The organism is Xenorhabdus vietnamensis (assembly GCF_002127535.1).
GTDB lineage: Bacteria > Pseudomonadota > Gammaproteobacteria > Enterobacterales > Enterobacteriaceae > Xenorhabdus > Xenorhabdus vietnamensis.
This window is the reverse complement of sequence record NZ_MUBJ01000001.1, coordinates 153,917-172,911: the sequence shown is the minus strand read 5'-3', so window position 1 is coordinate 172,911 and position 18,995 is coordinate 153,917. Positions and strand designations below refer to the sequence as shown.

12 protein-coding genes are annotated in these 18,995 nt (G+C 39.7%); 3 read left to right on the top strand and 9 right to left on the bottom strand.

What is annotated here, in order from left to right; all coding sequences use genetic code 11:
- Nucleotides 1-168: 168 nt before the first annotated feature.
- From Xvie_RS00740 to mak, 5 genes are all read right to left on the bottom strand, one after another.
- Nucleotides 169-1,806 carry a bifunctional metallophosphatase/5'-nucleotidase gene (locus tag Xvie_RS00740; RefSeq protein ID WP_086107497.1) on the bottom strand — a complete coding sequence of 546 codons (1,638 nt, stop codon included), beginning with the start codon at nucleotides 1,804-1,806 and terminating at the stop codon, nucleotides 169-171.
- Nucleotides 1,807-1,817: 11 nt separating this feature from the next.
- Entirely contained in the window at nucleotides 1,818-2,627 is an 810-nt protein-coding gene (locus tag Xvie_RS00735) for a ribonuclease T2 family protein (RefSeq protein WP_086107496.1), read from the bottom strand.
- Nucleotides 2,628-2,731: 104 nt separating this feature from the next.
- On the bottom strand, nucleotides 2,732-4,687 hold the full coding sequence (locus Xvie_RS00730) for a bifunctional 2',3'-cyclic-nucleotide 2'-phosphodiesterase/3'-nucleotidase (protein ID WP_086107495.1): 1,956 nt from the start codon (nucleotides 4,685-4,687) through the stop codon (nucleotides 2,732-2,734).
- A 63-nt stretch (nucleotides 4,688-4,750) separates the two neighbouring features.
- A complete protein-coding gene (locus Xvie_RS00725) occupies nucleotides 4,751-5,959 on the bottom strand; it encodes a porin (RefSeq protein ID WP_086107494.1) in 1,209 nt (402 codons plus the stop codon).
- 957 nt (nucleotides 5,960-6,916) lie between these two features.
- Nucleotides 6,917-7,825 carry a fructokinase gene (gene mak / locus Xvie_RS00720; protein ID WP_086107493.1) on the bottom strand — a complete coding sequence of 303 codons (909 nt, stop codon included), beginning with the start codon at nucleotides 7,823-7,825 and terminating at the stop codon, nucleotides 6,917-6,919.
- A gap of 168 nt (nucleotides 7,826-7,993) precedes the next feature.
- Here mak and rdgC point away from each other — a divergent pair, with 168 nt between their 5' ends.
- Entirely contained in the window at nucleotides 7,994-8,905 is a 912-nt protein-coding gene (gene rdgC, locus Xvie_RS00715) for a recombination-associated protein RdgC (RefSeq protein ID WP_086107492.1), read from the top strand.
- Between the two features lie 131 nt (nucleotides 8,906-9,036).
- Here rdgC and Xvie_RS00710 read toward each other — a convergent pair whose 3' ends face one another.
- Nucleotides 9,037-10,185, bottom strand: a complete 1,149-nt coding sequence (locus tag Xvie_RS00710; protein WP_086107491.1) for a porin — start codon at nucleotides 10,183-10,185, stop codon at nucleotides 9,037-9,039.
- Between the two features lie 547 nt (nucleotides 10,186-10,732).
- Between Xvie_RS00710 and Xvie_RS00705 the strand changes: the two genes are divergently transcribed.
- Together Xvie_RS00705 and Xvie_RS00700 are read left to right on the top strand one after the other, a co-directional pair.
- On the top strand, nucleotides 10,733-11,371 hold the full coding sequence (locus Xvie_RS00705; protein WP_086107490.1) for a TetR/AcrR family transcriptional regulator: 639 nt from the start codon (nucleotides 10,733-10,735) through the stop codon (nucleotides 11,369-11,371).
- 135 nt (nucleotides 11,372-11,506) lie between these two features.
- On the top strand, nucleotides 11,507-13,912 hold the full coding sequence (locus Xvie_RS00700; protein WP_086107489.1) for a beta-N-acetylhexosaminidase: 2,406 nt from the start codon (nucleotides 11,507-11,509) through the stop codon (nucleotides 13,910-13,912).
- Nucleotides 13,913-13,995: 83 nt separating this feature from the next.
- On the opposite strand, the gene Xvie_RS00695 is transcribed toward Xvie_RS00700, so the two are convergent.
- From Xvie_RS00695 to Xvie_RS00685, 3 genes are all read right to left on the bottom strand, one after another.
- Nucleotides 13,996-15,048 (bottom strand): alpha-xenorhabdolysin family binary toxin subunit B, encoded by a 1,053-nt coding sequence (locus Xvie_RS00695; RefSeq protein ID WP_086107488.1) that lies wholly within the window; start codon nucleotides 15,046-15,048, stop codon nucleotides 13,996-13,998.
- A gap of 41 nt (nucleotides 15,049-15,089) precedes the next feature.
- Nucleotides 15,090-16,304, bottom strand: coding sequence for an alpha-xenorhabdolysin family binary toxin subunit A (locus tag Xvie_RS00690; protein WP_086107487.1), 1,215 nt, complete (start codon nucleotides 16,302-16,304; stop codon nucleotides 15,090-15,092).
- A gap of 640 nt (nucleotides 16,305-16,944) precedes the next feature.
- Entirely contained in the window at nucleotides 16,945-18,858 is a 1,914-nt protein-coding gene (locus tag Xvie_RS00685) for a BglG family transcription antiterminator (RefSeq protein ID WP_086107486.1), read from the bottom strand.
- Nucleotides 18,859-18,995: the final 137 nt, after the last annotated feature.

Genomic DNA, 18,995 nt, shown 5'->3' with positions numbered 1-18,995 from the left:
TCTTCGAGTAATTGGAACTCGATTCAAACTTAAAATATATTCCAATGCAGAAGTGCAACGCATAATAATTAGCGTTGCACTTCCAATCCGGATCAAACAACCGTTACAGTATCTTTGATCTATCTGTTTTATCTACAGCAAGTTGCGTTATCTTTTACCACTGTCACATTATTTTACCCCTAGATCAATAATGCGATCTTGTTTCGGGTAATGGATCGGAGATTTTTCCGAGAAGTATTTCACTACCGCATCGATATCCGGCACGTTATATACAGGATCGGTACCCTCTTTAAATACGGAGAAGCTACTTCCGCCAGTCGCCAGATATTCATTAGCTGCTACGCGATATTTTGCTTTCAGATCAATCGGTTTCCCATTGATTTTGATCGAATCGACAATTAAGCGATCGCCCACGGGTTTGGTGCTGTCCCAAGAATATTGGAGACTATGGGACACCGCCAGAACCTGTGGACGTGAACGATCCCATTGCTGCTCCAGTAATCGTTTTATCTGCTCACCAGTCAGTGTCTTGGTCACCATCACATTGGAGAATGGCTGAACGGTATAAATCGCGTTATAAGTTACATCTCCTGCATCCATAGGTGCCCGGATACCGCCGCTGTTTACAAACGCAATCTGTGCTCCACCATTTTCTCTGGCGGTTGTCGCGTATAAATGGGCATCCGCGATAACTTTACCCAATGCAGATTCCCCGCCAGCGCTGGTTTCCTTGGTCAGATTGCTTTCCAACTTGCCAACAACGCGGCTCGCCAGTGGTGTGGCTATTTTTTCGTAGGAAGACAGTAGTTCAGTGATTTTTGGATCTTTGCCGTATTTACGGTTATCAACCCAGATATTTTTAGCCTTGAAGTCCACCACATCTTTTGTGGTTTTATCCAATTTCAGATCTAACTGAGTAAGCAGTGCTCCATTGGATTGAGCAGAAGTCACGGATTTACCATTAATCACGCAGTTATAAGCCTGATGGGTATGACCGCTGATTACAAAATCCACTTCTTTATCCAGATGATTGACGATTTCCAATACTTTGCCCGTCACATCATTACAGGCGTTGACATCAATGTGCCCTCCGTTACGTTTCTGTGCAGCACCTTCGTGGATCAAAACCCCTATCGCTTTCACCCCTTTTTTCTGCAATTCCGGCACTAAGGCATTAATGGTTTTGACTTCATTGGAAAAAGTCAGTCCTTCTGTACCTTGCGGAGTCACAATAGCAGGGGTTCCTTCCAGCGTCAGACCGATAAAGGCAACCGGAACACCATCAAATTCTTTGATGACATACTCAGGGAACAACGTTTTCCCCGTTTCATTAACCGTAACGTTGGCTGACAGATATTGGAACCCTGCACCTTTAAACGGTTTTGGCCCCTGACAACCAGTCACCGGATGGCAACCCCCATTTTGCTTGCGCAGCAATTCACTCTTGCCTTTGTCAAATTCATGGTTACCGACCGAAGTCGCTTCCAAGCCAGCCAGAGACAGCGCTTCGATGCTCGGTTCATCATGAAACATGGAGGAAAGCAGTGGGCTGGCGCCGATCATATCCCCTGCAGCAACGACGATATTATTCGGATTCTCTTGTTTCAGCGCCTTGATCAAGGTTGCCATATGTTCAATGCCACCCGGTTGGTTAGGGCCGGGGGCTTTCAATGCACCATGAAAATCATTCAGGCCCAGAACCCGCACATCCACGACATTTGTAGGATCATAAGCTGGCTTGGTTACACACCCTGCCAATAATGCAGCACCAATTGCAATCGGAATTAATTTATATTTATAATTCATATTGTTATCTCTTAATGTTCAGGCTTGGGACAATCAATCAATTCAAAATTTTTGCTATAGCAGATATAGAATTCGTCACGATTAATCTGGATGTATTTACCTTGCAATTCTGGATTATGTTTTCGCAGGAATTGAAGCAATTTCTTATTGGAGGGACGATCTTCTGGCAACACTAAGTTATTAAAAAGTTCCTGCTGTTTGCTGAAATAATTCCCGGCGGAATCAAAGGCACAAGCACCGTGTTTTTCCCACTCAGCTTGCAGCAAATCTATACCGGGAGAGGTACACAAGTAAGGCTTAATAGTCTGATAATCCAGCGCTGGCAAATCCCCCTTACATAAGCGAGGGTGTTTGCGAATGTCTGACCAGTCGCGGCATTCTTCCATAGATTTTCCATCGCAGGTTTCCGCCCACAAGCCATGCAGTATCCAGCCAAATTTATTGTCAGAGAAACATTGCAGCTTGAACTTTTCATATTCGCGCTGTGCCTTAGCATTTTCATTCTCGCGTTTCAGGCGTTTTATTTTGTCCTTTTCATAGTCACAAAATGTAGGTGAGTAATTGATTGCCAACTTAAAATAATCGGTTGAAGCCTCGTCATTATGACCATAATGATCGGTTTTAGCATCATAGTCGTAATTGGCCGTCGGTTGTTCTGGCACAATGCAGGCCACCCCTTCCACCAGATTGGCTTGTGCCTTCAAGGATTCATTGGTTTCAGGAGAAGTAGCGCATCCCGCCGCCATTAATGCCAAAACGAGAGATACTGACTTTAGAACAGATAATGGTTTTGAGACAAATAAGAGCTTCAAAAAACGCATAGTAATAAATCCCATCAGCAGATAAATAATCTGCCTGTTCTTCGGCTCCACTGGAAAGCCGTCAAGCAGGCATCAGTACGATTTCAGCACAGATTAATTACGGTTTATTTCTTCTCTGTCAGATCAATTTGATAGATCGCAAAACCGGTATCATCATTTTTCAAGTACTTCACTGGATATTGAGCATGTTCTTTAATGAATTTTGCTGCTTTTTCTGATGGTGAAGTTTCGAAGCGAATATCTAACTTTTTATCTGTTTTGATTGGCAGGAATGACCAATTGTTCTCAGCCTGTGTTGATACCACGCCCTTTTCTTTGGTAATTCTGGAAATGTAAGAGGCCAGAATAGTACGGTTTTCATCCGGTGATGCAAACGCAATATGATCTTCTCCGGTTCCTGCGAATTTGCCGCCATAACCACGGTAGTTATTGGTAGCGATCAGGAAAGTGGCTTTCGGATTAATCGGCTTGCCCTGATAGGTCACGTCTTTGATACGGTTCGCACCTTTATTGATAAACTGGCAATCGGTGTCGTATTTGGCGGGTTGGGTCAGATCTACTTTATAGTTAACCCCTGTGATGGTATCGAAGTTATAAGTGCGGAAACCATCCCAGTTCAGCAACTCTTGTGGTTTAGTAGAAGTTGGATCGATCCGGTTAAACATGCCCGCTGAACATTCCAGCCACTCGACCACATCCGCACCTGTTGCTTTCACTACTACCAAAGTATTCGGGTAGAGATACAAATCAGCAGCGTTACGGAAAGTCAGATCACCTTTCTCCACTTCCACAAAGTCAGCCGGTGCATTTTTACGTCCGCCCGCTTTGAAAGGTGCAGCCGCCGCCAGAACAGGAAGCCCGTCCAGATTTGGATCACCTTGAATAAAGCGTTTGGTGTAATCCACTTGTGCGTCATTGACAATCTGCACGGTTGGATCGCTTTGGATCAGAGCCAGATAGCTGTACATGTTGGCAGAAGCTTTACCGATGAATTTACCAACGAAATCGCGGGTTCCCTGATGATCTTTTGCGATGATGGAGGCCAGTTTACTATCACGTTCAACCAATGCTTTTTTATGCACTTTATCATAGATAGGACGGGCTTCTGCTTTAGCTGATTCGACTTTCCACTTGCCATTGTCGTTATTGATCACCATATCAACAACGCCCAGATGATCACCCCACTGTCCCGGCATTACGGCAGGAATACCGTTAACTGTTCCATTAGCAATATCAACTCCTCTGATACCTGCATATTCTTTGCTTGGGAATACGCCGTGAGCATGACCAAACATGATGGCATTAATGCCGGGAACTTCGCTCAGATAGTAAACGGAGTTTTCTGCCATTGCTTTATAAGGTTCTTGAGAAAAACCCGAATGCGGAATGGCGATAATCAGGTCTGCACCCTCTTTTTTCATTTGAGGAACAAACTTTTTCGCGGTTTCAGTGATGTCATTAACAACAACTTTGCCATCCAGATTTGCTTTGTCCCAAATGCTGATTTGCGGTGGAACAAAACCGATATAACCGACCTTAATGGTGTGTTCTTTGCCTTCACGATCTTTAACTGGGGTATCAACGATAATATAAGGCGTAAAATAGTTTTTACCGGTTTTGGCATCCATGATATTGGCGTTGATATAAGGGAATTTAGCTCCAGCAATGGCCTTTTTCAGATAATCCAATCCAAAGTTGAATTCATGGTTCCCAAAGTTACCCACGGTATAGCCCATGGTGTTCATCAATTTATGAGCCGGGTGAACGTCCCCTTTATTCAACCCTTTTGCCGCCATATAATCCGCCAGCGGGCTGCCTTGAATCAGATCACCGTTATCTATCAAGATCGCATTGGTTGCTTCAGTTTTGGCTGCTTTGATTAGGTTTGCTGTACGAACCAAACCAAATTGCTCAGTGGATTTATCTTTAAAGTAATCGAAATCAATCAGGTTGCTGTGAATATCCGAGGTTTCCATCACCCGTAGATCTACGGTTGCCGCGTTCACATTGAATGCTACCAACATTGCCAATGTTGACACTTTCAACACTTTCTTCATCATGCTATGCCCCTTTATAGAATGATACGGGAGAACCCGAATCAGATTCTCCCCATGAAATTTTGCTTAAAAAGACAAACGTGCTCCTGTTCCCAGAATGGTTTGTTTTTTATTTTTGAAAGCCGGATTGTCACTACGGACGTCATCGTATGCCGTTTCGACAAACAGGATCAGGTTATTGTACTGAGAAACAACAAAACGTTTATCTAAACCGACGGTGTAAGTTTGTTTTTTATAGTTGAATGTATTGGAATCACCGTCACGTAGGTAATATCCTGCATACATGCCGCTTTCAATCTTATCCCAGTGCCATTTCATACCCACGCCATACAAGTTTGCTTTCCAATCTCCTTTGACAGATTTGCTTTGTAGGCTTGTTCCTGCACCTTCTTTGTACACTAACCCTGAGTTTTTGGAACGCGCTATCCCATAATCCAAACCAATGGAGAATTCACGACCGGGGAAATAATACTCCATACCAAAAGCCAACAGACTATCTTGTGGCGAGGCGAATCCTGCATCTTCGGTGCTTTTTCCTTTACTTCCGTCTGGCAGTGTCTTCTCTACAGTTATCGGTTTTTGGCGCTCTCCCGTTGCTTGAGAATAACCAGCGCTGGCTTCCAAGCCGAAGTCTGATTTATAAAAACCGACTACTGAATAAGCATGGCGAATATCCCCATGATTGCGTTCATTATCCGAGCCAGATTTACCACTGTAGGTTGCTGCAAGGTTAAAACCTTCATAAGGTTTAGTTTGCACGAAAATAGTCTGGGGCAAGCGGGTAAGGAAGTTATTGTTACCAACACCCTTGCTGTCATAACCCGTTGCACGGCCCAATACGTCGCTGAAATAAAATACTCCCGTGTTACCATAGCCATAACTGGATTTTTTCACCCAATCGATGGGAATATAAGTGCGGCCAAGTCGCATTTCACCAATATCACGATGAGAGGCCCCGATATAACCAACACGGTTATACATATCAAAGCCTGTTTTGACATTTTCGCTGTTAGTTCTTTGGGTATCAGAACCCCACTCCATTTTACCGAATACTTTAATATCTTTAGTCAATTCATGGCTGGCGTTAACCCCGAAGCGGCTACCGTCATCTTTAATTCGAATATCACGATCATCACTGGTCACTGTCGTTTTCATGCGAACTTGGCCGGTCAGATCTACCTTGCTTCCTTTGTCGTTGTATACTGTAACCGCATTGGCACTACCAGACATTACCAATAACCCAATTAAAGCAGCTAACGGTTTCATGCTTCTCATAATAAGACACCCATAAAATACTAAATTTAATAATTTGATTTTCTTTCAGGCAAAAGATCGCTCTATCGCAGAACAGACTGCAATATATTTAGGACAATAAATTCCCGTCACGATTTTTTCATCAAAAGAAAATCGCTCAAAAAATGACAAATTTTGAATGCTATTTAAAGTTATCTAATCTCTATTACATATTCCCGTTGAGAGTTTTATAAACACCAATATGAAGTAAGTAATCAAAATGAGGAGTAACGATATTTCGTTTTATTTTTAAGCAAGAATAGTGCTTGAAGAATTCAACAAAACTCTCCTGACAGTCCCAGCTCTAGTTTATTGCATACGTTAATAGTAACCTAAAAAAACAGTATTTTTCGTGAAGAAATCCACATTAACACAAATATATAGATAAATTATTACAATGATATGTGACTTAAATCACAAAACATCATCAGTTATCATTCTAATCTTGAATCTCCACGCATTAGAAATAATCTTTATTTATTATGATATTGATAAAACCTTATTGATTAAATTATTTTTATCTGTGTTTTTTATTTAATATCTCGTATTTTTTATCACCTAAGAGTTAATGAATCAAAAGCCATATATGACATTTAATTATTAACAAATAAATATATTTTTATTAATGTGAAAAAAAACCTCATAACTATCTATAATAAATATATTGATTTATTATCCTCATTATTACGCGTAACATAGGAATGAAATTAACTGATTAAGTTAAAGATTTAACTTAAGTCAATCTTTAATAAATCATGATTTTTACAGATAAGGTAAATAGGATAATCCAAAATAGAATTTAATTATCATAATCACTCATCTTTCAAGCTGCGGTTTTTAGTGGCTTTCTTCACCATAACACGCAACTTGAAATTTCTTGGATAGGTTAGATTGAAGTATATCTAAGGTATGCCCGTTATCGTTGGCAGGAATACAGTATTATTGCTGAGACCACAACCAAGCCGCACCACGCACACCACTGGAATCACCATGCACAGCTTTTCTGATTGGTGTGGCACACTCTCCACCAAAAACCCACTCTTTGACTAAATCCGGCAACGTTTGGTAAAGACGCTCGACATTGCTCATTCCACCACCGAGTACAATCACATCCGGATCCAGTAGATTAATCACTTGTGCCAGTGCCCGTGCCAAACGCCTTTCATAGCGATTCATCGCCAATTCTGCAAATTTATCTCTTTGTGCCAAAGCCTCTATGATTTCATGACCTTTTTTCTGAACCCCACTCAAACGGAAGTAATCCGTCATAAATCCTGTACCCGACACAAAGGTTTCAGTGCATCCCGGCTTGCCGCAAAAGCAACGAACTTCATCCTGATATACCCGATCTGTTTCATCCATCCACGGTAATGGGTTATGTCCCCATTCCCCTGCCAGCCCATTACCACCAGCATGGACACGCCCCTCAAATGCAATCCCAGAACCACAGCCCGTTCCAATAATAACGGCAAAAACCATGGGCATTCCTTCACCTGCACCATCAATAGCTTCCGATACCGCCAGACAATTTGCATCGTTGGCGATACGCACTTCACGCCCCAATAAAGCGGCTATATCCTTATCCAATATTTGTCCATTCATCCAAACTGAGTTGGCATTTTTTACTTTTCCGGTAAAAGGCGAAATTGCGCCAGGAATTCCAATCCCCACCGTTCCTTGCTGTCCGGTTACCTGCTCCGCATCGATAATCAACCCAACAATAGCTTTCAGTGTCTTCTGGTAGTCATTGCGGGGAGTATCCACCCGTTTGCGAAATAATTCTTCCCCCTGATCGCCTAATGCAATCACTTCAATCTTGGTTCCACCGAGATCAATGCCTATACGCATAATTTACCTTTCCTATTTAGCAGGACGACGTTTTTTATTATATAAAACTGAGGAAGTTATTATATGAAACTGATGAAGTTCTAGGGCTTCGTCACATGATTCGTTATTATGCACCCTTATATTTTAAGATGACTTTTGTCACGATGCGCAACAATATGGGGTAACTGCATGTTATGGTTCAAAAATTTAATGATTTACCGTTTAAACCGAGAGATCTCCCTTTCGGCGGATGAACTGGAAAAACAATTAAGCCCATTGGCATTCACCCCATGTGGTAGCCAAGATATGATGAAAACTGGCTGGGTTTCACCAATGGGTTCCCATGGTGAAGCATTGACCCATGCTTCCGGCAATCAAATTCTTATCTGCGCACGTAAGGAAGAAAAGATGCTGCCTTCTCCTGTAATTAAACAGGAATTACAGGCCAAAATAACGCGCCTGGAAGGTGAACAACACCGCAAGCTGAAAAAAACCGAAAAAGACTCACTGAAAGATGAAGTGATCCACACTCTGCTGCCGAGAGCATTCAGCCGTTTCAGCCAAACCTATATTTGGATCGATACCGTCAACCATTTGATCATCGTTGATGCTGCCAGCGCAAAACGTGCTGAAGACAATCTGGCACTGCTGAGAAAAACATTGGGATCTTTGCCCGTTGTTCCTCTTACCTTTACCGACCCCATTGAACTGACGTTAACTGAATGGGTACGTTCAGGTAATCTTCCTACAGGCTATGCCCTGATGGATGAAGCAGAGCTGAAAGCCATTCTGGAAGAAGGCGGGGTTATCCGCTGTAAAAAACAGAATTTGGTATCAGACGAAATTGCGGCACATATTGAATCCGGTAAATATGTCACTAAGTTGGCCTTGGATTGGGAAGAACGCATTCAGTTTATGCTGTCAGATGATGGCGCTTTCAAACGTATCAAATTCAGCGAAACCTTACGTGAGCAAAACGATGATATCGATCGCGAAGATGTTGCCCAACGATTTGACGCAGATTTTACCTTAATGACCGGCGAGTTAAGTGCACTGTTCAAAAGCACTATTGATGCACTGGGTGGCGAGGCAGAAAAATAGTCTTTCAGAGATTAAGCTGACTTAATGAACTGCCTGCAACAATCATATCCATTGAGGCAGTTCGAAACAGCACCGTGTGATTTTTTCCAGGTTTTAGTGCCAAATAATTAATTCCTTGGCGCTAACTTCAATTAGAACTGATAAACCAATCCGATACCAAACACATCATCAGTGTTAATCTGAGTCTTTTTAGAGAAATCATTATCTTTCAGCAAGTTAAACTGGTATTCGGCGTAAGTACGCATATTCTTATTGAAGTTGTAGGAAGCGCCAACTGCAACATATTTCACCAAATCTTCAGATCCCTTGTCTGTCAATATGCTCTTATCAGCCAAGTCATTGCCCAAATCTTTACCTTTGGAATAAACAAAACCAACAGATGGGCGCAAACCCGAATCAAACTGATACTGAGCCGTCAGCTCAATATTTTGAGTTTTATTGGCAAACATAGTGTGGTTGTCCACAGAGCTACCAAATCTAGTCAAGTTACGAGCTTCACCATACATGGCCGCCAGATACACATTATTTTTGTCATACTTGGCAGAGACGATCCATGCTTCAGCTTTATTCCCTTTAGCCAGAACCTTAGCTTCATTAGTACCCAGCTTTTGTGCCGAAGTGCGGTTAGAATTGCCGTATGCAGCCCCAACACTGAAACCACTACCAAAATCATAGGAACTAGAAAGCCCAAAGCCATCCCCATTCTGTCTTGCAATATCACTACGGCTATTTCTGGTGCCACTGTCATTTTTAGCTTGATACTGCAAAGCAAAATTCAAACCATTCACCAAACCAAAAAAGTCAGTATTACGATATGTTAACAACCCTGTCGAACGCCCCATCAAGAAATTATCGGTCGCTACCATGGAGTCACCACCAAATACTGGCAGTTCATCCGTCCATGCGTTAGCATCATAGACGATGCCCATATTACGACCGTAATCCAGCGAACCATATTCACCAAATTTAAAACCAGCAAAAGCGTAACGTGTTCTGGTATTTTTGCCACTTTCCACTTCTGTTCCATTGGCACCCATATTGAATTCCCAACGCCCAAATCCAATCAATTTATCCGTAACTTGGGTTGAACCTCTAATACCTATACGACCAACAGAACCGTCACCAGCCTCTTTATTTGATTTAGAGAATGTTCTCTGGACCTCGGCCTTTCCATATAAATCTATTTTATTACCATTCTTATTATAAATTTCAGCAGCATTTGCTGCCCCTGCTATAAGAAGCACCGGAATTGCCATTGCTATTGTGTTGCGTTTTATCATTATCATGTCCTCATTAGGCTTGTTATTATTTCGCCACCGCAAAAAACCATACTCTAATAAACATTTTTTTCTGGAATCAATAATCAGGTGAGCGGAATGTTTTTTACACGCTTTAGTTACTTTAATGTTAAATTTGTAACAAGCAATGACGATACTAAGATTTAACGAAACCTTTTGCTAACAAAAATTGGCAAAAAATGCCATCCTGTGAAGATAGTCACATCATAGGTATAAAACCAATAACTCAATAGCATTAATTATGACAATAACTTATTTAAAACAGTAAGTTATAAATAATGAGTGAAGTGATAAAAATGAGTTCTTCCATAAGAATAAGTGGTTTGGTTATTTGAATTTGTACTTTTCGCGAATATTTATAATAGATTACGTGATAGTCATTATTCAATATTGTTGACAAGTACCTGCGAGTTCTGTATTTGGTGAAATGTGATTTATCTCTTCCATTTAAACTTAAATCAGTCTGTTCTGTTTATTAATGGGATCACGCCAGTGCGGTACAAATATTCACAACTTATAAGGTGCTAAAATGGCAGAAAATCATTCACGCCCACGAGGCCGCCCCACAATTCCAGAGCAAGAAATACGCCAAAAAATCTACGACGTCACCCTTCTTCTTCTTATTCATCAAGGTTATAGCAAAACAACCATGGATGTGGTTGCCAAAAAAGCGGGTATTGCCAAAAAAACTCTCTACCGTTTTGTCAAAAATCGGGAAGATTTACTCGAACAAATTGTTGTGGGTTGGAAAGACAGTTCTATTCCTGCCTTTGACGAAAAAACCAATAATGCTCAGAAGTTCATAAAATTATTGAAAAAATATTTAACTGAACTGGCAAAGAAATCGTTATCTATGGAAGCAGTAGGATTATTTAAATTATTGCAATCTGATTTTCCTTATCGTGAAATGTTATTGGATAAATATCAACAAAGTAGTATTGAACAAAGCAAAAATATTTTGGCCGATTGGCTGGAGCGCCAATATCAGCAAGGATTACTGAAAAAAATGGATTTTCATGTCACCAGTGAACTTATAATCTCAATGGTCATTGCAGAACCACTCAGGCAAATGGCACTGGGGCTTCTTCCACCGATGCCAGAAACGGACATTACGCCTCGCATTAACGCAACAATTACTTTGCTCAAGAATGGAGTTGTAGAGAAATAACCATTATTGATTAAGTTAATTACCCGTTATTTCATTTTCACAAAAATATAATCGGCGCTGAAACAATTCTCCCATCAGCGCCCTCTCTAATCAGAAAACTCACGTTATAAAAAATAAGACAAGAGAAGCAAGACCATGAAATTTCCCTTTCGTCCTTTATTATTAGCTACTGCCTTAAGTTGCAGTTTTTCATCCATTGCAGATTCCGTTGATCAACTGCCCCTTATGCCATGGCCACAACAGGTTTCAGTGCAGCCAGGACGCCTTTATAATATCGATCGGCAATTAAATATCATCATCACGGGGGATAATATGCAAGATGCAATATCCCGCTGGCGAAAACGCGTTGAAGCACAAACTGGCTGGATATTAACATCACCCGAAGCGACTGTTTCTTCTGCCCCGACAATCAGGATTAATATCGCCAGAAAAACAGCTTCAGTTCCCCAGCCCAATAGCGATGAAAGTTATCAGTTGGTCATTAATCCAAAGGGGGTCACATTAAAAGCAGCGACTCGCTTTGGTGCCATGCGTGGCATGGAAACCTTACTACAGTTACTCCAAAATGATGCCAAAGGTACTTATTTTCCACTGGTCAATATCAACGATAATCCACGGTTTTCATGGCGTGGTGTAATGCTTGACTCAGCCCGCCATTTCCTGCCTGTTGAAGCGATAAAACGCCAACTGGATGGTATGGCTGCTGCCAAGATGAATGTCTTTCACTGGCATTTAACCGATGACCAAGGTTGGCGCTTTGCTTCTGAGCATTACCCGAAACTGCAACAACTCGCCAGCGACGGGCAGTTTTACAGCAAAGAGCAACTAAAAGATGTGGTTGCTTATGCAAGTAGTTTGGGTATTCGTGTTGTACCTGAAATTGATTTACCGGGCCATGCTTCCGCGATTGCCGTTGCTTACCCTGAACTGATCAGTGCACGTGGGACTTATGCTATGCAACGAGAATGGGGAGTTCATAAACCAACACTTGATCCGAGCAATCCTAAAGTGCATCAATTTGCCGATACTCTGATTGGTGAAGTCGCTGAAATTTTCCCTGATCCCTATATTCACATTGGCGGTGATGAAGTCGATGCTTCCCAATGGCTGGCTTCCAAGAAAATACAGGCATTTATGCAGGAAAAAAGTTTGAAAGATACACATGCCCTGCATGCATGGTTCAATCAGGAACTGGAAAAGCTCCTTGGGAAACATGGACGCAAAATGGTGGGTTGGGATGAGATCTACCATCCTTCATTGCCTCATTCAATCGTCATTCAATCATGGCAAGGACAAGATTCATTGGGCAAAACTGCTAACGATGGCTATCAAGGAATTTTATCCACGGGATTTTACCTCGATCAGCCTCAAAGTGCCGCCTATCACTATCGTAATGAAGTATTACCACAACCACTCAATATTGATGACAATGTGAAAACAGATGAGGCAGTACAAAGCTGGTCATTTAAGATGCCACGTTTAAAGGGCAGCCCCGTGATGGGCAGTTTTACCCTGATTCAAGACAGCAAGGGTAAATGGCGTGGTTTTATTGATTTCGCAGGAAAATCACGTCGTGCCGTTGATCAGATTGTCTGGCAAGGAGATACAGTCAGGTTTACGGTGGATAGCTGGATGGGAGAAACCACGCCTGTTGTGACACTCGATCAAAAACAGAAAACTGCTGGCGGTTATATTTTATTGGGTAATGTACGTTATCCGATAACAGGAGAAAAATTGGCAGGGGTTCCCGCAGGCAAACAGCCTGCCGTGCCAGCAAGTGATCATCAACAAAATATTCTTGGGGCCGAAGCTGCGTTATGGTCAGAGAATGTCACTGCAGAAATGTTGGATATTAAACTCTGGCCACGCACTTTTGCTATCTCCGAGCGGCTTTGGTCTGCCAAAGATGTGACAAACGAGAAGCACATGTACCAGCGTCTGCAAGCAATGGATACATGGACAACGGTATCTGTCGGTTTACAACAGCAGGCCAGTAGTCAGCGCTTGATGACCCGGCTGGCAAACAGTACTAATATTGAGCCATTACAGATCTTGGCTGAGGCAGTGGAGCCCGCCCAATATTACTCTCGTCATCATGCTAAATATCAAGCCGGTAATTACCATCAATATGAACCGCTTTACCGCTTTGCTGACGCGATAGGGCCAGAAAGTCATATTGTCAGGGAAATGGATACTTTAGTTAATCGGTTATTGAGAAATAAGCAGGATTGGCAAGCAGAACAGGCATTACGTGATCGGCTGATACGCTGGCGGGATAATAATGATTCCCTGATGAAAATCGTCAAAGCGAATTATATGATGCGTGACCTTGCGCCCGTTGCCGATGACGTTGGTGAGATTGCTGAACTCGGTTTAGTCATGCTGGATCACCTAAAAGCCGGAAGCTCCCTTGCTCCGCAACAACGGCAAGATGCACAGAAACTATTGTTACGGGGCGCGCAAATGCGTGATGAAGTGGTAATACGAGCGGTATATCCATTGGAGCGGATGCTTGATCATTTGGATAAGCAGGCTGATTAAAAAAGCTGAGTATTTCATCATAATAAGATTTTGAGTAATAAGGCTGAGAAGAATATTCCCAGCCTTTTCTATTACTAATATCTTTATTTCAGCTTATTATATTGCAAGGCTAAATTATCCAAGAAATCTAATTGGCCTTTTATCAGATTGGTTAGATTGGCCTGATTAATTTCTTTACCTGATAATTTGTGTAATTGATTGGCAAATGAACTCCACGCTTGCTCAATCTTAACCGCCTCAGAAAGCATAGTGGTGCGTTCTGTATCTATTTGCATCACATCTTTTAAACCAGAAAGGCGCTGTTCGGTTTCCTGTAATGTAGTTTTCAGAGCGTCAGTTTCTTGCATCAGTTGATCAATTTGATCACTGAGTTTCATTCTGGCATCTGCCAAATCGATATATTTCAATCCTTCAGAAACTTTACCTAATATTTTTCTGGCGATCTCAGCACCTTGTTTAATTGCCTGTTTAATGGCTTCTTTTTTAGGTTGTGTCAGATCCAAACTATCAATGTCACTGGCGCTTGGGATAAAATCCTTAAACATGTCTGCAATATTATTTGCACGAATGACATCCTGGCTTTCGATGATCTTCTCGCGTTCAGAATCTAATTTATTTCTTTTCTCGGCTTTCTTTTCGATATCACTTTGTAATTCTACTGTTTGTGCTTCCGTTTGCGCTAAAATATCTTCCAAGCGTTCCGCAATCACAATGTTACTAATATCTCCGGTTTTTCCAGTCAGTTGAGTGGCTCTACTGCTGAAATTAACAATCACATGATCAATATCTTTCGATAATTTCAGGATCAATTGCTCGCGTTCTTCCAGTAAAGCCTTGCGATCATCGTCGCCCAGATCGGAGTCTGCCAAAGCTTCATCGATTTGGCGGATAGTTTCGAAAGTACTTCCCGCAGTGAGTTGGCTCAGTATTGGCGTTAATTGTGATAAAGAATCGCGTATCATTTCATTGAGGTCGCGGCTATACATACCAACCTGTTTGGCTTTTCCACCAATAACTTCAATACCTGAAGTTTGTCGTTGTGCCAAAAGCCAAATAGTATTTACTGCCTGATTCAGGGCTTTGATATTGATTTCTGGATACAAGATTTCTTGTTGTGAGATAATATTCTCAGACATTTTAATATTCCTTTTATCTTATAAATTATTTTAAGCAGAGATTAGCTATAGAGTTTTTTATATTCTGCCAATGCTTCATCAAAAGTTTTTACTAATTGTGAAGCAGAACCTTGTACTTCTTTCCAAGGACTAATAACTTGCTTAAACGTTGCCATAAAAGAGGTCAGTTTCAATGCATTATTAATTTCCGCAAACTTTTCTTTAGATGTAGTAATTTGCGTTAGCATTGTGCTCCACATGAAATCCAAGTGGTTTAGGGCAACTTCTGCATCCAGCATACAAGTATGAATGCCATAAAAATTCAGGGATAAATTTTGAATCGCCTTTTGTAATGCACCTTTATCTTTCACTTGATCTTGTAAGCCTTTGACTTCACCAATCAATTCATTTTTCCGTTTACGAGCTTTTTCTGCTTTGTCACCAAAAATACCGCCGGTAATCGCCCAACCAATAATTCCTCCAGCCACTCCAGAAAATGCCAGACCTACGTATTTATCATAGTCTTTTTTGAGTTGTTCAATCTCTTCGTTCTTCCTATCAATTTTATCTTGCAACTCTTTGATGGTAGAAGAAAGATGATTGTCATCCATCAGTTTTTTCTTACTATTGACCTGTGGCTGTAGCCCCTGTGCAGGATTTCCATCTGATAATGTCCCGCCAATCAGTGTAATTTTAAAATCGGTTACCGCATTTTTAACTCGCAGGGTATTTTCTTGCTGTTTTGTAATATCTTTTTTCATACTTTCAAGAATATTACCCAATTCGACAGCGATTTCTTTATCATCATTGGTATAACTTATTTCAGCTAATTGCTTATCAGTTAAATCGCCTAGCTTTGTCCTAACGCGTTCAATAATCGGCATTTGGTCAATAACGCTGATTATTTCCCCGCCCGTTTCGGTAATTTGTCTGCCCGAATTTTCCAGATCAATACTTTGCTGTTGAACTTTACTTTCCACATCACTCCAGCTAGTCGCATGATCGTGAATGTCTTTAAATAAGGTGGTAATATTGGCGGGTTTTAAGCCATCGATATCAATATCGTTATAACCGATATATTCCTTTACTCCCTGCAAACTAGTAGGAAGTTCCAAACCATGCTTAACATATAATTTGATACTAATGAGATCTTGTTTAGTAAAGATACCTCCTGGACGAGCTGCTCCTTCTACCTGACTGGTCAATATTTTTAAGGTAACTGTAGGAACTTCTGATACGGGTATTTTATTTTCTGCTACAGATTGACTTAATCTCATATCGTTCTCCATTGGTGTTATCGGCTTAATTTATATTAATTAGACTTTGTATTTTTTCATCTGAAAACCTTTTTATTTAGATACAATTTAAATATGTATGATTGCATTAAACCTAATGTAAAAAATAAATATTTACATCTTAATATTTATTTTAATTTATCTAATTTGTTTCGTTTATTTCAATTAAGCAAGGATTTTAATAAAATCGAAATTTCATTTATTTATCACTTCACTAACTAAAATAATAAACTTTATAAACCATCATCAATATTTATTGACAATATATCATATTATATATTTTTACTATTTATAGAAAACTACGTCAGAAGATATCCCCATCAGAAAACAAAATATCAGAAGAATAGCTAAAGTTAAGACCAAATAACAATGAGATAGATATAAAAACATAACAAAAACAATCTAATCCTTACTTTTTTTAATACATAATTTCGCACTTAACACCATAATAATAAACAAAAAAAATAATGCCATTACAAATGGCATTATCCCAAAATATTTAAATCCTAATGAGGGTGTAAAGTATTTCATTTCCTGTTACATCATCATCATATTTCAAATTGCAATTTTACTGGCTATACCCAATCCTCCCAATCACATAGTTAATTATGTGAATCCATTGCTACTGGTACCTATATTTAATTAAAAGATCACGAAACTTTTCAAAATCGGTGATTTTATCAAGCATGCCGCTGACATCATCGCGATTGAAAATATCTAACAATGCATCATAACTTTCTGCAAAATATGTTCTATCTACCCGATTTATTGCGATCAAAAAAACCACATGGACGCGTTCATCTTTTCCCCATCGGATGCCTTTAGGGCTTATTATTACGGCAATACAAGTCTTCACTGCATCCATCTTTATCGAGTGAGGTAACGCTAAAATGCCAAATGCCGTCGATGATGTATTCTCACGTTCATAGACATAATTGATGAAATCAGCTTCAACATACCCCCTTGTGAACATTTTGTGACAAACCACTTCGAGTAGTTCATCCCGATTGCGAAAAGCGGGATTAAACAAAAAAAGCTCAGGATCAAAGAATAAATCTACATTTCGTTTTAATGTTGCCCATTTCCGATTTGCATTGGCGATGTCAATTTTACCAATCAACTCTGAGCGTTTATCTCTCAAGTGGAAGGGAGAAATATAAATTGTTTCATAGCCGCGTGCCGCAGAAAAATTTATTGTGGTAATCAATAATTCAAACTCTATGCCTTCCAATTCAGACGGCCGGGAAATTACCTTAATAATATTGATTTCATCACCAAAATCACGCAATAACTGATGAAAGATTTTATTTTCAATTCCCCGATAATCCGGACACAAAAGCACAGTTTGAACTTTAGTGACATTTCTTTTCTGCCGTTCGAATTCCGCTCCAACATGTAATGCAATGAAAGAAATTTCATCTTCACTTAATTTACTACTGAAAAATTTATTTAATTTAAGAGAAATAAATATAGCGATATCAAAAATAACCCTACATTCTTTTTTGATTATCTCCAACATTGGGTTTTTAGTATAGATATTGTGTTTCAGCCTCGTTTGCAATCCCGACAAATGTAAAGCCAACAAAGAAATAAAATCATCAGAAATTAAGTTAATCAGATAATGCTCTTGTACGGATTCAGCAATCTGCTGAGTGAATTGATAAAGTTCAGCGCCAACTAAATTGATGACTTCATTGTCCGTTTTATCAAAGTTCGTGTTGGTTTTCAAAAAAAAGTAGCAAGATCTTCTTTCATTTTCGGGAACAAAGATCCCAAAACAAAGTTGAAGTTTGTCGCATAATTCATCTGAGATCAGTTTTAGGCCACTATTTTCTATATGTAATGTCTGGTTCTCCAGATGTCTGCCCTTTTTCAATCGCTCAATAAGTATCAGAAAGTGCAAGACAAGATTAGTATATGAAAAATCACTAAGATACAGCTCCGCCTTATCAAAAATATTTTTAATTATTTCAACAACATATTTAACTTGTTTACTTTCAAATGTCTTTTCTAAAACGTTTAAATCGATGAAACGATAATTTGTTTGTTCAAAGATTGAGTAAGATACTAATTTTCTCAAATCATGTTCATAACCCAATATTTCAACATGGTTGTTCTTGCATAAAAATTTCACGTTGAAGCGCTGGAATGATGAGTTCATTTTATATATCAAAGTTCTTAATGTAGAATCACTTATGCACAAATCATTACTGAGATCATAAATATTATTGCTTCTCTTAAATAATAAGATCGCTTTTATAACAAAGTGCGCTCTATCTTGATACGTTTTAGGGAAATTGTTTTTATTATAATGTAATTGCCTTATTTTATTTTGTGATAATAAATTGTGTGATAAGCAGTATCCCTGCCGACTGGAAGTAATAATTTTTTGTTCATTCTCTCCATTAATCTCTGCGACATAATTTTTTATAGATCTTATTGAGACCTGTAATGTTTGAGATAATTTCAATGCTGATACGGGAGTGTTTTTAGTTAATAGATAATCTAATAACTCTTTCTGTTTAGTCCTTAGCATAAGAACACCTATGAAATTTAAAAAAAACCAATTTATGGTACTGTTAATATTTTTATTTAAAAATAAAAACTTTCACTCTATGAGTGCAAATAGGTATTTGCATATTAAATGGAAATGATAGAAAGTATAGGCTGCAT

Bases quoted from the DNA above. Each gene is read 5' to 3' on its own strand.
- Xvie_RS00695 (WP_086107488.1), bottom strand. From the start codon at position 15,048: ATGTCTGAGAATATTATCTCACAACAAGAAATCTTGTATCCAGAAATC.
- Xvie_RS00735 (WP_086107496.1), bottom strand. From the start codon at position 2,627: ATGCGTTTTTTGAAGCTCTTATTTGTCTCAAAACCATTATCTGTTCTA.
- Xvie_RS00685 (WP_086107486.1), bottom strand. From the start codon at position 18,858: ATGCTAAGGACTAAACAGAAAGAGTTATTAGATTATCTATTAACTAAA.
- Xvie_RS00725 (WP_086107494.1), bottom strand. From the start codon at position 5,959: ATGAGAAGCATGAAACCGTTAGCTGCTTTAATTGGGTTATTGGTAATG.
- Xvie_RS00700 (WP_086107489.1), top strand. From the start codon at position 11,507: ATGAAATTTCCCTTTCGTCCTTTATTATTAGCTACTGCCTTAAGTTGC.
- mak (WP_086107493.1), bottom strand. From the start codon at position 7,825: ATGCGTATAGGCATTGATCTCGGTGGAACCAAGATTGAAGTGATTGCA.
- rdgC (WP_086107492.1), top strand. From the start codon at position 7,994: ATGTTATGGTTCAAAAATTTAATGATTTACCGTTTAAACCGAGAGATC.
- Xvie_RS00730 (WP_086107495.1), bottom strand. From the start codon at position 4,687: ATGATGAAGAAAGTGTTGAAAGTGTCAACATTGGCAATGTTGGTAGCA.
- Xvie_RS00690 (WP_086107487.1), bottom strand. From the start codon at position 16,304: ATGAGATTAAGTCAATCTGTAGCAGAAAATAAAATACCCGTATCAGAA.
- Xvie_RS00710 (WP_086107491.1), bottom strand. From the start codon at position 10,185: ATGATAAAACGCAACACAATAGCAATGGCAATTCCGGTGCTTCTTATA.
- Xvie_RS00705 (WP_086107490.1), top strand. From the start codon at position 10,733: ATGGCAGAAAATCATTCACGCCCACGAGGCCGCCCCACAATTCCAGAG.
- Xvie_RS00740 (WP_086107497.1), bottom strand. From the start codon at position 1,806: ATGAATTATAAATATAAATTAATTCCGATTGCAATTGGTGCTGCATTA.